General features: G+C 65.2%; 9 protein-coding genes and 4 tRNA genes. 5 read left to right on the plus strand and 8 right to left on the minus strand.

Annotated features, from left to right (window positions below):
* The first annotated feature begins 226 nt into the window (after window positions 1–226).
* Genes nirB through cobA form a run of 5 tightly spaced genes read left to right on the plus strand, consistent with a single transcriptional unit; the run spans window position 227 to window position 7,825 of the window.
* Complete coding sequence (gene nirB / locus ACYVHH_RS00290; RefSeq protein ID WP_460562991.1) at window positions 227–2,722, plus strand: nitrite reductase large subunit NirB; 2,496 nt, start codon at window positions 227–229, stop codon at window positions 2,720–2,722.
* Window positions 2,719–3,117: a nitrite reductase small subunit NirD gene (gene nirD, locus ACYVHH_RS00295; protein WP_460562992.1), complete on the plus strand. Its 399-nt coding sequence runs from the start codon at window positions 2,719–2,721 to the stop codon at window positions 3,115–3,117. Before nirB ends, nirD begins: the two co-directional genes overlap by 4 nt.
* A gap of 24 nt (window positions 3,118–3,141) precedes the next feature.
* Window positions 3,142–6,024 carry a nitrate reductase gene (locus ACYVHH_RS00300; protein WP_460562993.1) on the plus strand — a complete coding sequence of 961 codons (2,883 nt, stop codon included), beginning with the start codon at window positions 3,142–3,144 and terminating at the stop codon, window positions 6,022–6,024.
* Between the two features lie 34 nt (window positions 6,025–6,058).
* Complete coding sequence (gene ybiB / locus ACYVHH_RS00305; protein ID WP_460562994.1) at window positions 6,059–6,997, plus strand: DNA-binding protein YbiB; 939 nt, start codon at window positions 6,059–6,061, stop codon at window positions 6,995–6,997.
* A 33-nt stretch (window positions 6,998–7,030) separates the two neighbouring features.
* Entirely contained in the window at window positions 7,031–7,825 is a 795-nt protein-coding gene (gene cobA, locus ACYVHH_RS00310; protein ID WP_460562995.1) for a uroporphyrinogen-III C-methyltransferase, read from the plus strand.
* A gap of 99 nt (window positions 7,826–7,924) precedes the next feature.
* Here the strand turns inward: cobA and ACYVHH_RS00315 are convergent.
* The 8 genes from ACYVHH_RS00315 to ACYVHH_RS00350 form a co-directional block, all read right to left on the minus strand.
* Window positions 7,925–8,000: transfer RNA gene (locus ACYVHH_RS00315), tRNA-Gly, on the minus strand.
* Window positions 8,001–8,028: 28 nt separating this feature from the next.
* Window positions 8,029–8,102 (minus strand) — tRNA-Cys (locus tag ACYVHH_RS00320).
* Window positions 8,103–8,170: 68 nt separating this feature from the next.
* Window positions 8,171–8,246: transfer RNA gene (locus ACYVHH_RS00325), tRNA-Gly, on the minus strand.
* Window positions 8,247–8,341: 95 nt separating this feature from the next.
* Window positions 8,342–10,765: an endopeptidase La gene (lon, locus tag ACYVHH_RS00330; protein WP_460562996.1), complete on the minus strand. Its 2,424-nt coding sequence runs from the start codon at window positions 10,763–10,765 to the stop codon at window positions 8,342–8,344.
* 102 nt (window positions 10,766–10,867) lie between these two features.
* Window positions 10,868–12,133 (minus strand): ATP-dependent Clp protease ATP-binding subunit ClpX, encoded by a 1,266-nt coding sequence (clpX, locus tag ACYVHH_RS00335; RefSeq protein ID WP_460562997.1) that lies wholly within the window; start codon window positions 12,131–12,133, stop codon window positions 10,868–10,870.
* A 97-nt stretch (window positions 12,134–12,230) separates the two neighbouring features.
* Window positions 12,231–12,842 carry an ATP-dependent Clp endopeptidase proteolytic subunit ClpP gene (gene clpP, locus ACYVHH_RS00340; protein ID WP_460562998.1) on the minus strand — a complete coding sequence of 204 codons (612 nt, stop codon included), beginning with the start codon at window positions 12,840–12,842 and terminating at the stop codon, window positions 12,231–12,233.
* A 136-nt stretch (window positions 12,843–12,978) separates the two neighbouring features.
* Complete coding sequence (gene tig, locus ACYVHH_RS00345) at window positions 12,979–14,289, minus strand: trigger factor (RefSeq protein ID WP_460562999.1); 1,311 nt, start codon at window positions 14,287–14,289, stop codon at window positions 12,979–12,981.
* A gap of 63 nt (window positions 14,290–14,352) precedes the next feature.
* Window positions 14,353–14,439 (minus strand) — tRNA-Leu (locus ACYVHH_RS00350).
* Window positions 14,440–14,516: the final 77 nt, after the last annotated feature.

The following is a 14,516-nucleotide window of genomic DNA, read 5'->3' on the forward strand; positions in this document are numbered from 1 at the left end:
TTCATGGCGGGCGTGACGAAGCGTCCAGTCTTGACCCCCTCGCGTCAAGGGTTGCGCGCACAACGACGTGCGTTGCCAAACAAAGGCAAGCCACCGGCCTGCCAGCACCCGTCCGTCCCCGGCCGGGGAAACACCCTCGTTCCCATCCAGCTCCTGCCCAGCTCGGCGCCTGTACACGCCTGGCCAGGGACCGGAGCACCCCAATCCTCAGACTGGAGTAGCCGCAATGAAGAAAGCAAAACTGGTGATGATCGGCAACGGCATGGCCGGCGTCCGCTCCCTGGAAGAGCTGCTCAAGCTCGCCCCGGACCTCTACGACATCACCGTCTTCGGTGCCGAGCCGCACCCCAACTACAACCGCATCCTGCTGTCGCCCGTGCTGGCGGGCGAGCAGACGCTGGAAGAGATCGTCCTCAACGACTGGGCCTGGTACCAGGACAACGGCATCACCCTGCACGCTGGCTGGACCGTGACCGAGGTGGACCGCACCCGCCGCATGGTCCACGCTCGTAACGCCCTGGGCGACACCATGAGCGAGCCCTACGACCGGCTCATCCTGGCCACCGGCTCCAACCCCTTCATCCTGCCCATCCCCGGCAAGGACTTGCCTGGCGTGCTGGCCTACCGCGACATTGCCGACACGCAGGCCATGATCGACGCCGCAGCGCAGTACAAGCATGCCGTGGTGATTGGCGGCGGCCTGCTGGGCCTGGAAGCCGCCAACGGCCTGATGAAGCGCGGCATGAGCGTGACGGTAGTGCACGTGGCCCCCTGGCTCATGGAGCGCCAGCTCGACGATGTGGCGGGCAAGCTGCTGCAGCAGTCGCTGCAGGAACGTGGCATGAAGTTCCTGATGGGCGCGCAGACCGCCGCGCTGGTGGCTGGCGAGAACGGTGAAAACGGCGGCCGCGTCAGCAAGGTGCAATTCAAGGACGGCACCGAGGTGCCCGCCGATCTGGTGGTGATGGCCGTGGGCATCCGCCCCAACACCGCGCTGGCCGAGAGCATGCGCCTGCACGTCAACCGCGGCATTGTGGTGAGCGACACCATGCAGACCGTGACCGACCCGCGCATCTACGCGGTGGGCGAATGCGCCAGCCACCGCGGCATTGCCTACGGGCTGGTGGCCCCGCTGTTCGAGCAGGGCAAGGTGCTGGCCAACCACCTGGCCGAATTCGGCATCGGCCGCTACACCGGCTCGCTCACGTCCACCAAACTCAAGGTCACCGGCATCGACCTGTTCAGCGCGGGCGACTTCATGGGTGGCGAAGGCTGCGAGGAAATCCTGCTGAGCGACCCGGTGGGAGGCGTGTACAAGAAGCTCGTCATCAAGGACGACCAGCTTGTTGGTGCCTGCCTGTACGGCGACACCGTGGACGGCTCCTGGTACTTCAAGCTGCTGCGCGAAGGCCGCAAGGTCTCCGACATCCGCGACAAGCTGATGTTCGGTGAATCCAACATTGGCGACACCGGCCACGAAGGCCACAACAAGGCCGCCAGCATGCCCGACGAGGCCGAGGTCTGCGGCTGCAACGGCGTCACCAAAGGCAGCATCTGCAAGGCCATCAAGGACAAAGGCCTGTTCACACTGGACGAGGTGCGCAAGCACACCAAGGCCAGCGCGTCCTGCGGTTCGTGCACCGGCCTGGTCGAGCAGATCCTGATGTTCACCGCCGGTGGCGACTACAGCGCCACACCTAAGAAGAAGGCCATGTGCGGCTGCACCGACCACAGCCACGAGGAAGTGCGCGAAGCCATCCGCACGCCGCTGCCCGATGGCTCCAAGCTGCTGACCACCAGTGCGGTGTTCCAGCACCTGGGTTGGAAGACACCCAACGGCTGCGCCTCGTGCCGCCCCGCCGTCAACTACTACCTCATCAGTACCTGGCCCAAAGAGGCCAAGGACGACCCGCAAAGCCGCTTCATCAACGAACGCAGCCACGCCAACATCCAGAAGGACGGCACCTACAGCGTGATCCCGCGCATGTGGGGTGGCGAAACCACGGCCAGCGAGCTGCGCCGCATTGCCGACGTGGTGGACAAGTACCAGATCCCCACCGTCAAGGTGACCGGGGGCCAGCGCATTGACCTGCTGGGCGTGAAGAAGGAAGACCTGGTGGCCGTGTGGAAAGACCTGGACATGCCCAGCGGCCACGCCTACGCCAAGGCCCTGCGCACCGTGAAGACCTGCGTGGGCAGTGAATGGTGCCGCATGGGCACGCAGGACTCCACCCAGATGGGCAAGGACCTGGAACGCGCCATGTGGCGCATGTACGCCCCGCACAAGGTGAAGTTCGCCGTCAGCGGCTGCCCGCGCAACTGCGCCGAGGCTGGCATCAAGGACGTGGGCATCATCGGTGTGGACAGCGGCTGGGAGATGTACATCGCGGGCAACGGCGGCATCAAGACGGAAGTGGCGCACTTCTTCACCAAGCTCAAAACCGCCGAAGAGGTGCTGGAGTACACCGGCGCCTTCATGCAGCTCTACCGCCTGGAAGGCTGGTACCTGGAGCGCACCGTGCACTACGTCAACCGCGTGGGCCTGGACTACGTGAAAAAGAAGATTCTGGACGACCACGAAGGCCGCAAGGCCCTGTGGGCACAGTTGCAAGCTGCACTGGAAGGCGAACCCGATCCCTGGTTCGAATTCGCCAAAGCCGAAGTGGACGTGCGCCAGTTCGAACCCGTCAAGACCGTTGTTTCCGAAGGAGCCGTGGCATGAGCGCCCCCCAACCCGAATGGACCCTGATCTGCCGCGTGGAAGACATTCCCGTGCTGGGCTCGCGCCGCGTGGCGCGCAAGCAGGGACTGGATGTCGCCATCTTCCGCAACACCGAAGACGAGGTGTTCGCCCTGCTCGACCGCTGCCCACACAAGGGCGGGCCGCTGAGCCAGGGCATCGTCTTCGGGCGCAGCGTGGCCTGCCCGCTGCACAACTGGACCATCGGCCTGTGCGACGGCCAGGCCGCCGCGCCGGACGAGGGTTGCACGCCCCGCTTCAACATCAAGGTGGAAGCAGGCGAAGTGTGGCTGGACGCCCGTGAACTCGCCACCCAGGCCACCGACCTGGCCCGCCCCATCGCCGGTCCCGCACGGCGCTGCTCACAGACCGCCTGAACGCCCCGCAGAGGAGACAACCACGTGAGTGCCGAACCGATCACCCTGGCCCAGGAGACCCGCTCCACCTGCCCGTATTGCGGTGTGGGCTGCGGCGTGATCATCGAATCCGTGGGCGAGCGCATCACCCACGTGCGGGGCGACCCGCAGCACCCGGCCAACTTCGGGCGGCTGTGCACCAAGGGCTCCACTCTGCACCTCACGGCAGACCCTGCCATCGCACGCCAGGTGCGGCTGACCCAACCCATGCTGCGTGCCCAGCGCGGTGCGGCCCCCCAGCCCCTGCCCTGGAACGCTGCGCTTGACCTGGCTGCTGACCGCCTGGCGGCCATCGTGCACCAGCACGGCCCCAATGCGCTGGGCTTCTACATCAGCGGCCAACTGCTCACCGAGGACTACTACGTCTTCAACAAACTCGCCAAAGGGTTGCTGGGCACCAACAACATCGACACCAACTCGCGCCTGTGCATGAGCAGCGCCGTGGCGGGCTACAAACTCACCCTGGGCGCCGACGCCCCACCCGCCTGCTACGACGACGTCAACCACGCCGACTGTCTCTTCATCGTCGGCAGCAACGCCGCCTGGGCACACCCGGTGCTGTTCCGTCGCATTGAAGATGCCAAGGCCCAACGCCCAGGCATGAAAGTCATCGTGGCCGACCCGCGCCGCACCGACACCGCCAGCCTGGCCGACCTGTACCTGCCGCTGCAGCCGGGCACCGACGTCATGCTCTTTCACGGCCTGCTGCACATCATGCTGGCCGAGGGTTGGATCGACACCGGCTACATCGACCGCCACACCAGTGGCTTCACCGCCCTGCGCGAACTGGTCCAAGGCTACACACCCGATGCCGTGGCCCAGATCTGCGGCGTGCCCGTGGCCGACCTGTTCACCGCGGCCCGCTGGTTCGCAGGTGTGCCAGAAGGCGCCAGCCAGATGGCCCCCAGCGCACGCCTTCGCACACTGAGCCTCTATTGCCAGGGCCTCAACCAATCCACCAGCGGCACCGCCAAGAACGCCAGCCTCATCAACCTGCACCTGGCCTGCGGGCAGATCGGCCTGCCGGGCGCGGGGCCCTTTTCCCTCACCGGCCAGCCCAATGCCATGGGCGGGCGCGAGGTGGGCGGCCTGGCCAACCTGCTGTCGGCCCACCGCGACTTGGCCAACCCGGTGCACCGTGCCGAAGTGGCCGCCCTTTGGGGCGTGCCGGACGTGCCCGCCACCCCAGGCAAAACCGCAGTGGACATGTTCCAGGCGGCCGCCGACGGCGAAATCAAAGCCCTGTGGATCGCCTGCACCAACCCGGCCCAGTCACTGCCCGACCAGGCCACCGTGCGCCGCGCGCTCGAGCGTGCCGAATTCGTGGTGGTGCAGGAAGCCTACGCCAGCGCTGCCACCTGCGACTGGGCCGACCTGCTGCTGCCAGCCACCACCTGGGGCGAAAAGGAAGGCACCGTCACCAACAGCGAACGCCGAATCACCCGTGTGCGTGCCGCCGTGCCGCCGCCAGCCACATCTGCAGACGGCCCGCGCCACGACTGGCAGATCGCTGTGAATCTGGCCCGCAAGCTGGAGCAACGCCTGCCCCGGCGCGCCCCCGGCACACTCTTTCCCTACGAAACGCCCGAGCAGATCTGGAACGAACACCGCGAAAGCACTCGCGGCCGCGACCTGGACATCACCGGCCTGAGCTACGCCCAACTGGACGCCGCGCCGCAGCAATGGCCCCAGCCTGAAGGCCAGGCCAGCGGCACCGAGCGCCTCTACGCCGATGGCGTGTACCCCACCGCCGATGGCCGCGCCCGCTTCGCCGCCCTGCCCTACGTGCCCCTGGCCGAGGAACGCGAGTCGCGCTACCCCTACGCCCTGACCACCGGGCGCCTGCGCGACCAGTGGCATGGCATGACCCGCACCGGCACCCTGGGCAAGCTCTTCGGCCACGTGGCCGAGCCCGAAGTCCAGATGCACCCTCAGGACATGGCCGACGCAGGCATCGAGACAGGCGACCTGGTGCGCGTCACCAGCAAGCGCGGCCAACTGGTGCTGCCCGCCAGCGCATCGCACGAACTGGCGCGCCGCCAGTGTTTCATCGGGATGCACTGGGGCAGCGAATACCTGGGAGGCCGTGGACTGGACGGCCAGCGCATGGCCGGCGTCAACGGTCTCACCACATCGGCCTATTGCCCCACGTCCAGGCAACCGGAACTCAAGCACGCGGCGGTGCGCATTGAAAAAACCCTGTTGCCCTGGACGCTGCAGGCCATGGCCTGGCTGCCCGCTGAAAAAGCGCTGGAAGTCCAGCGGGCACTGCGCCCCCTGATGGCCCGCTTCGACTACGCCGCCTGTGTACCCTTCGCGGCGGTGGGCGCCGCCGCCCCGGGCCTGCCTGCGCTTTGCGGCATCTGGTTCCAGGCGGCCTGCGCACAGGCACCGGACAATCAGGACGGGTGGCTCCACACCCTGGTGCAGGCGCTGGAACTGGACACCGAGGACACACTGCGCTATGCCGATCCGCTGCGCCACCAGCACCGCCGCGTGCGTATAGTTGGCACGGGAACCTCCCGGGTGCAGGCCTTCCTGCTGGCTGGCGACAGCCGCAGCAGCACCTGGCTGGCCACTTTGCTGCGCGATGCCTTGCCCACCCCCGTGACCGGGCTGGCGCTGCTCCAGGCACGTGGCTCGGCCCCTGGCGGCGGCCCCGTGGAGCGCAGCCAACCGGTATGCAACTGCCTGGGCGTCACCGCACAAGCCATCCGCCAGGCCCTGCCCGACATCGATGGCACACCCGCCCAACGCCTGGCCACCCTGCAGTCCCGCCTGGGCTGCGGCACGCAGTGCGGCTCCTGCGTGCCCGAACTCAAGCGCATCGTTCAACAGAATCCTGTCGCTGCGCGCATCAGCACATAACCCGTTTTCATATAAGAACGCCGAAAATCCCGCCATGGGCATTTCTCACTACATCAAGGACATCGGTCGCGGCAAAGACGGCGCTCGTGCGCTGTCGCGCGAGGCCGCAAGCGATCTCCTCGGTCAGGTGCTGGACGGGCAGGCCAGCGACCTGGAGGTGGGCGCGTTCTGCATCGCCATGCGCGTGAAGGGCGAAACCCCCGACGAAATGGCCGGTTTTCTGGACGCCGTACACGCCCGGCTGCCTGCCACGGCCCGCGGCAGCGTGCCCACGGTGATCCTGCCTTGCTACAACGGCGCGCGCAAGCTGCCTGCGCTCGCCGCCCTGCTGGCCCTGTTGCTGGCCCGCCGAGGGCTGCGCGTGCTGATCCACGGCCAGACCGTGGACCCGGGGCGCGTTACCACACACGAGGTGCTCGGCGCGCTGGCGCAACAGGGCATGATCAGGCAACCGGTTCTTTCTTCTCTGGCAGACCTGCCCGACGAAGCCGGCACATGGTTCCTGCCCACGGCAGGCCTGCTGCCTTCCCTGCAAAAACTGCTTGATGTGCGCCGCGTCGTGGGCTTGCGCAACAGCGCGCACAGCCTCGTCAAGCTGCTCAACCCCTGCACCGGCCCCAGCCTGCTCGTCAGCAGCTACACCCACCCTGAATACCTGCACAGCATGGGTGCCGTGCTGCGCCTGACCGGCACCCATGCAATGCTTCTGCGCGGCACCGAAGGCGAGCCCGTAGCCGACCCGCGCCGCACACCTCAGCTGGACCTGTTCAGCGAGGGCGATTGCCGCACCGTGGAACCCCAGCAAGCAGGCTCTCTCGCCTCGCTGCCAGACCTGCCGCCCGGCCAGGACCGCGAGGCCACCGCACAGTACATCGCACAGGTTCTGCGCGGCGAACGGGCCTTGCCCGGCCCCATCGCCACCCAGATACGCCACATCGAGGCGGCCCTCGCCGCCCTGGCACAGCCCGCCTGACGCCCCCCTCATTCCCGCCCACCGGAGCCGACCATGCCGACCACCTCCCAACCGCAACGCCCCACCGTCACCCTGGTGGGCGCAGGCCCAGGCGACCCGGACCTGCTCACGATCAAGGCGGTCAAGGCCATTGCCTCGGCCACCGTGCTGCTGGTGGACGATCTGGTCAACGACGAAGTGCTGGTTCATGCCCGGCCCGATGCCCGCATCGTGCACGTTGGCAAGCGGGGGGGCTGCAAATCCACACCGCAGGCATTCATCGAGCGTTTGATGATCCAGGCGGCCCTTGCTGGCGAGACAGTGGTGCGCCTCAAGGGGGGTGACCCCTTCATCTTCGGGCGCGGTGGCGAGGAAGTGGAACACCTGGAGGCCGAGGGTGTCCAGGTGCGTGTGGTCAATGGCATCACATCCGGCCTGGCGGCCGTGACGACCCTGAACGTGCCGCTCACCCACCGCGAGCACGCCCACGGTGTGGTGTTCGTCACCGGGCACGCCAAGCCCGGCGACAGCGGCACGGACTGGGCGGCATTGGCGCAATGTGCGCATCAGGCAAGGCTGACGCTGGTCATCTACATGGGTGTGTCCAGCGCCGAACAGATTGAGTCAGGCCTGCTCCAGGGCCTGCCCGCGCACACGCCCCTGGCCATCGTGCAGCACGCCACCCTGCCCCAGCAGCGCCATGCCGTCACCACCCTGGGGCGGCTGCAGCAGACGCTGTACGAACAGCAACTGGGAAGCCCCTCGGTGATTGTGGTGGGTGACGTCCTGAGCGGCCTGGCGCAGATCGGTGACAACCCCGCGGCACTTACCAACCGGCAAGCGGCCTGAAAGGCCTTGCCAGACCGAACAGGGGCAATATCGCTTCCCCTGCCTGTGTGAAGGGCACAAAGCAAAAAAGGAAGCCGAAGCTTCCTTTTTTGACGGTGTTGGAGCGGGATAAGAGGCTCGAACTCTCGACCTATACCTTGGCAAGGTATCGCTCTACCAACTGAGCTAATCCCGCATAGACCTGCTTGCGCAGACCTTTAACCTGGAGGCGCGGGCCGGAGTCGAACCGACCTACACGGATTTGCAATCCGGTGCATAACCGCTTTGCTACCGCGCCTTGTCTGTTGCACTCCGGCATGGTGCGCCGGATAAAAAAAGGAAGCCTGGGCTTCCTTTCTCGGAAAATGGAGCGGGAAACGAGGCTCGAACTCGCGACCTCAACCTTGGCAAGGTTGCGCTCTACCAACTGAGCTATTCCCGCGTTTTTCAGCTTTCTTGAACATTGCTGTTCGCGTCGTCTGAAGCCATTATTCTATACCGATTTTCAAGCACTCGTCAAAGCGCTCGAAAAAATTTTCAGTGCTTCACGGCCCCCGAGGCGTCGGCGGAAGGGGCTGCTGCTGCCACAGGCGCCGCTTCTTCCTCGGTCAACGGCACGGTGGGGCGCTCCAACGCCAGCTGCAACACCTTGTCGATCCATTTCACCGGAACGATCTCCAGGCCTTCCTTGACGTTGTCCGGAATCTCGGCGAGGTCCTTGACGTTTTCCTCAGGGATGATCACCGTCTTGATGCCGCCGCGCAGCGCCGCCAGCAACTTCTCCTTGAGGCCACCGATCGCCGTCACCTCGCCACGCAGGGTAATCTCACCGGTCATCGCCACGTCAGCACGCACCGGGATACCGGTGAGCGCCGACACCATGGCCGTCGTCATGGCCGCACCCGCGCTCGGGCCGTCCTTGGGCGTGGCGCCATCGGGCACGTGGATGTGGATGTCCTTCTTCTCGAACACCTCGTCCTTGATGCCCAGGTTGCGCGCGCGGCTGCGCACCACCGTGCGTGCAGCCTCCACGGACTCCTTCATCACATCACCAAGTTGGCCGGTGCGGATGACGTTGCCCTTGCCGGGCATCAAGGCCGCCTCGATGGTCAGCAGGTCGCCGCCCACCTCGGTCCAGGCCAGGCCCACAACCTGCCCCACCTGGTTCTGTTGCTCGGCACGCCCGTAGGTGAACTTGCGCACGCCCAGGAATTCGCTCAGGTTCTCGGCGTTCACCACCACGGTCGGCGTGTACTTCTTGAGCAGCAGGCCCTTGACCACCTTGCGGCAGATCTTGGACAGCTCGCGCTCCAGCGAACGCACGCCCGCCTCGCGGGTGTAGTAACGCACCACGTCGCGCACAGCATCCTCGGTCACGGTCAGTTCGCCGTCCTTGATGCCGTTGTTCTTGAGCTGCTTGGGCAGCAGGTACTTCAGGGCGATGTTGGTCTTCTCGTCCTCGGTGTAACCGGAGAGGCGGATCACCTCCATGCGGTCCAGCAACGCGGGCGGAATGTTCATGGAGTTGGAAGTCGCCACGAACATCACGTCCGACAGGTCGAAGTCCACCTCCACGTAGTGGTCGCCAAAGGTGTGGTTCTGCTCGGGGTCCAGCACCTCCAGCAGCGCCGATGACGGGTCGCCGCGGAAGTCCATGCCCAGCTTGTCGATCTCATCCAGCAGGAACAGCGGGTTGCGCGTGCCGACCTTGTTCAGGCTTTGCAGCACCTTGCCCGGCATGGCGCCGATGTAGGTGCGGCGGTGGCCTCGGATCTCGGCCTCGTCACGCATGCCGCCCAGCGCCATGCGCACGTACTTGCGGCCCGTGGCCTTGGCCACCGACTGCCCCAGCGAGGTCTTGCCCACGCCCGGCGGCCCCACCAGGCAAAGAATGGGCGCCTTGACCTTGTCCACGCGCTGCTGCACCGCGAGGTATTCAAGAATGCGGTCTTTGACCTTTTCGAGCCCGTAGTGGTCCTCGTTGAGCACCTCCTCGGCGTAGGCCAGGTCGTGCTTGATCTTGGTCTTCTTGCTCCAGGGCAGGCCGGTCAGCACGTCGATGTAGTTGCGCACCACCGTGGCCTCGGCCGACATGGGCGACATCAGCTTGAGCTTCTTGAGTTCGCCTTCGGCCTTCTTGCGGGCTTCGGCGGGCATCTTGGCGAGCTTGATCTTCTTCTCGATCTCCTCGATGTCGGCGCCCTCTTCACCCTCGCCAAGCTCCTTCTGGATGGCCTTGACCTGTTCGTTCAGATAGAAGTCGCGCTGGTTCTTCTCCATCTGGCGCTTGACGCGGCCACGGATGCGCTTGTCGACATTGAGGATGTCCACCTCCCGCTCAAGTTGAGCGAAGAGGTTCTCCAGACGCTGCGACACCAGGTCGAGGTCGAGCACGCTCTGCTTGGCCTCCAGCTTGAGCGGCAGGTGCGCTGCGATGGTGTCGGCCAGGCGGCCGGCGTCGTCGATGCTGGCGATGGACGTCAGGATCTCGGACGGGATCTTCTTGTTGAGCTTGACGTACTGATCGAACTGCTGCATCACCGCGCGGCGCAGGGCTTCCAGCTCGGTCGCGTCGCTTTCTGCACTTTCGGCAGCCGCGTCCACTGGCGACACGGACGCGCTGAAGTGGCTTTCGCCCTCCTGCACGCTCAGCACCTTGGCGCGCTGCACGCCTTCGACCAGCACCTTCACGGTGCCATCGGGCAACTTGAGCATCTGCAGGATGCTGGCCACGCAGCCCATCTCGAACATGTCCTCGGGGGCAGGCTCGTCCTTGGCAGCGGCTTTCTGCGCCACCAGCATGATGCGGCGCTCGTTCTCCATCGCGGCCTCCAGGGCCTTGATGCTCTTGGGGCGGCCCACGAACAGCGGGATCACCATGTGGGGGAACACCACCACGTCGCGCAAGGGCAACAGTGGCAGGGTCACGGGTTCACTGGGCAGGGGGGGGTGTCCGGACATCGTCTTACCTCTTTCTGTAGGGCCAAGTGGGGGCACCTCGGGCCAGTTCAACCCACTTGCCAGTGGGGGCGCGGGCCCGCCAGGGAGCCCACGCCCGCCCGGTCAAGCCTGCCGGGCGGCTTCGCGATACACCAGCAGGGGCGGTTTGCCCTCGTCAATGGTGGATTCATCCACCACGACCTTTTCGACATTGCTGATGCTCGGCAGTTCATACATCGTGTCCATCAGCGCCTGCTCCAGTATGGAGCGCAGACCGCGTGCGCCCGTCTTGCGCTTGATGGCCTTGCGCGCGATGGCCTTGAGCGCGGCAGGACGCACCTCCAGCTCCACGCCTTCCATCTGCAGCAGGTGGGCAAATTGCTTGACCACGGCGTTCTTGGGCTCGGTCAGGATGTCCACCAGGGCATCTTCACCCAGCTCGGCCAGGGCGGTGACCACCGGGAGGCGGCCCACCAGCTCAGGAATCAGGCCGAAGCGCACCAGGTCGTCGGGCTCCACCTCCGCGAAGATTTCGGTCAGACTGCGCTGCTGCTTGCTCTTGACCGACGCGCCAAAACCGATGCCCGAGCCTTCTGTGCGGCTCTCGATCACCTTTTCCAGGCCCGCAAACGCGCCGCCGCAGATGAACAGGATGTTGGACGTGTCCACCTGCAGCATGTCCTGGTTCGGGTGCTTGCGCCCGCCCTGCGGCGGCACAGAAGCCATGGTGCCCTCGACCAGCTTGAGCAAAGCCTGCTGCACGCCCTCGCCCGACACGTCGCGGGTGATGGAGGGGTTCTCGGACTTGCGGGTGATCTTGTCGATCTCGTCGATGTAGACGATACCCTGCTGCGCCTTGCTGACGTCGTAGTCGCAGGTCTGAAGCAGCTTGGCAATGATGTTTTCGACGTCTTCGCCCACGTAGCCCGCCTCGGTCAGCGTGGTGGCGTCAGCCATCACGAAGGGCACGTTCAACATGCGCGCCATGGTCTGGGCCAGCAGCGTCTTGCCAGAACCCGTGGGGCCGATGAGCAGGATGTTGCTCTTGGCCAGCTCCACATCGTCCTTCTTGGCGGTTTCCTTGTGGCGCAGGCGCTTGTAGTGGTTGTACACCGCCACCGACAGCGATTTCTTGGCCATTTCCTGGCCGATCACGTAGTTGTCGAGGTGTTTCTTGATGTCCACCGGACTCGGCAGGCGGTCACCCTCGCCCGCCTTCACCGTGGTGGCGGGCAGTTCGTCGCGGATGATGTCGTTGCACAGGTCAATGCACTCGTCGCAGATGAACACCGACGGACCGGCAATGAGTTTCTTCACCTCGTGCTGGCTCTTGCCGCAGAAGGAGCAGTAAAGGGTTTTTTCGCTGTTGGCGCCTTTTTTGTCGGCCATGTGTGCGTGCCTTGATCGGTCTCGGGATATCCAGGGGGCCAATGATACGTGAAGGCGCAGCCAGCGGCCCCGGCGCCAGCCAGGGCCGGATGGGAGGTCAGGCGCCGCGCTTGTCGATCACCTTGTCCACCAGGCCGTACTCGGCAGCCTCGGCGGCAGACATGAAATAGTCGCGCTCGGTGTCACGCTCGATCTTGTCCAGCGGCTGGCCGGTGCGCTCGGACAGCACGCGGTTGAGGTCGGCGCGCAGGCGCAGGATCTCGCGGGCGTGGATCTCGATGTCGGTGGCCTGGCCCTGGGCGCCGCCCAGCGGCTGGTGGATCATGACGCGCGAGTTGGGCAGCGCAAAACGCTTGCCCTTGGCACCGGCCGCCAGCAGGAAGGCGCCCATGCTGGCCGCCATGCCCATGCAGAGGGTGGACACGTCGGGCTTGATGAAGTTCATGGTGTCGAAGATCGACATGCCCGCGCTCACCGAACCGCCCGGGGAGTTGATGTAGAGAGAGATGTCCTTGTCGGGGTTCTCGCTCTCCAGGAACAGCAGCTGCGCCACCACCAGGTTGGCGGACTGGTCGTTGACCGGCCCCACCAGGAACACCACACGCTCCTTGAGGAGGCGGGAATAGATGTCGTAGGCGCGTTCGCCACGGCCCGACTGTTCGATCACCATGGGCACCAGGCCCAGGTTTTGTGCGTCCAATGCGCTCATGTGTGGAAGCTCCAGAAAACGTTACAGCGCTACTGTAACCAAAGCCGAAAGGGTGTTTGGCAAGTGGGGGCGCAGCGGCAAGAAAAAAGGGCGGAAGGTGATTCCGCCCTTTTGCGTCAATCCGGCAGTCGCTGGATCAAGCTTGACCCATCAGTTCTTCGAAGCTGATGGCTTTCTCGGTCACTTGAGCTTTGCCCAGAACGAATTCCGTGACGTTGTTCTCGATCACGATGGCCTCGACCTCTGCCAGGCGACGGTTGTCGGCCTTGTACCAACGCACCACGTCGGCCGGGCTCTCGTAGGAAGCAGCCAGCTCGTTGATGTGGGCGTCGATCTGCTCAGGCTTGGCCTGCAGTTCGTTGGCGTTGACCAGCTCGGCCACCACCAGACCCAGGCGCACGCGGCGCTCGGCCTGGTCCTTGAACAGCTCGGGCGGGATCGGGGCCTTGTCGGCGTCCTTGATGCCGCGCTGCTTCAGGTCGGCGCGGGCGCCTTCCACCAGACGCTCCAGCTCGGCTTCCACGCTGGCCTTGGGCAGGTCCAGCTCGGCCTGGGCGATCAGCGCATCCATCACGGCAGCCTTGTTGCGGGCCTGCAGGCGGAACTTGACTTCACGCTCCAGGTTCTTCTTGATGTCGGCGCGCAGGGCGTCCACGGTGCCATCGGCAATGCCCAGGGACTTCACGAAAGTCTCGTCGACCTCGGGCAGGTTGGCGGCTTCAACCTTTTGCACGGTGACCAGGAAGTCAGCCTGCTTGCCTGCCACTTCCTTGCCGTGGTAGTCGGCGGGGAAGTTCAGCGGGAAGGTCTTGGATTCGCCAGCCTTCATGCCGCGCACGGCGTCTTCGAACTCCTTGAGCATCTGGCCTTCGCCCACCAGGAACTGGAAGCCTTCGGCCTTGCCGCCTTCGAAGGGCTCACCGTCGATCTTGCCTTCGAAGTCGATGGTCACGCGGTCGCCGTCCTGGGCAGCCTCAGCCTGCGGGCGCTGGCCGAACGTGCGGCGCTGCTTGCGCAGAATGTCCAGCGTGCGGTCGATGGCGGCGTCATTGACTTCGGCGGAAAGCTTCTCGACGGATGCGCCAGACAGATCATTGATCTTGACTTCGGGGTAGACCTCGAAAATGGCTTCGAACGCCACGGTGCCTTCAGCGGCGCCGTCTTTTTCGTTGATGCGGGGCGACCCGGCGATACGCAGCTTGGCCTCGGCGGCAGCGGCGTTGAAAGCCTCGCCCACCTTGTCATTCATGACTTCGTACTGCACCGAGTAGCCGTAGCGCTGGGCCACGACGCCCAGGGGCACCTTGCCAGGACGGAAACCGTCCATCTTGACCTGGCGCTGCATGCGCTTGAGGCGGGCTTCGACTTCCTTCTGGATGGCGTCAACCGGCAGCTCAAGCGTGATCTTGCGCTCCAGCTTTTCCAGGGTTTCGACGTTCACTGCCATGGTTTTCTCCTAGATAAGGGATGAGGCAGCCGGCGGCTGCCCCGTGTGTGTTTCCATCCGTTGTGGTGCGCGGGGGGGGACTCGAACCCCCACACCATTGCTGGCGTCAGGACCTAAACCTGGTGCGTCTACCAATTTCGCCACCCGCGCACGCTTTGGCTGCGCAGCCCGCGGGCGTCACGCAGCAAACCGGCTATTGTAAAGCCTGCTGCGCAGCACCCGGAATC

The sequence above is a fragment of the Hydrogenophaga aquatica genome (assembly GCF_054780915.1).

Bases quoted from the DNA above. Each gene is read 5' to 3' on its own strand.
- nirB (WP_460562991.1), top strand. From the start codon at position 227: ATGAAGAAAGCAAAACTGGTGATGATCGGCAACGGCATGGCCGGCGTC.
- nirD (WP_460562992.1), top strand. From the start codon at position 2,719: ATGAGCGCCCCCCAACCCGAATGGACCCTGATCTGCCGCGTGGAAGAC.
- ybiB (WP_460562994.1), top strand. From the start codon at position 6,059: ATGGGCATTTCTCACTACATCAAGGACATCGGTCGCGGCAAAGACGGC.
- cobA (WP_460562995.1), top strand. From the start codon at position 7,031: ATGCCGACCACCTCCCAACCGCAACGCCCCACCGTCACCCTGGTGGGC.
- lon (WP_460562996.1), bottom strand. From the start codon at position 10,765: ATGTCCGGACACCCCCCCCTGCCCAGTGAACCCGTGACCCTGCCACTG.
- clpX (WP_460562997.1), bottom strand. From the start codon at position 12,133: ATGGCCGACAAAAAAGGCGCCAACAGCGAAAAAACCCTTTACTGCTCC.
- clpP (WP_460562998.1), bottom strand. From the start codon at position 12,842: ATGAGCGCATTGGACGCACAAAACCTGGGCCTGGTGCCCATGGTGATC.
- tig (WP_460562999.1), bottom strand. From the start codon at position 14,289: ATGGCAGTGAACGTCGAAACCCTGGAAAAGCTGGAGCGCAAGATCACG.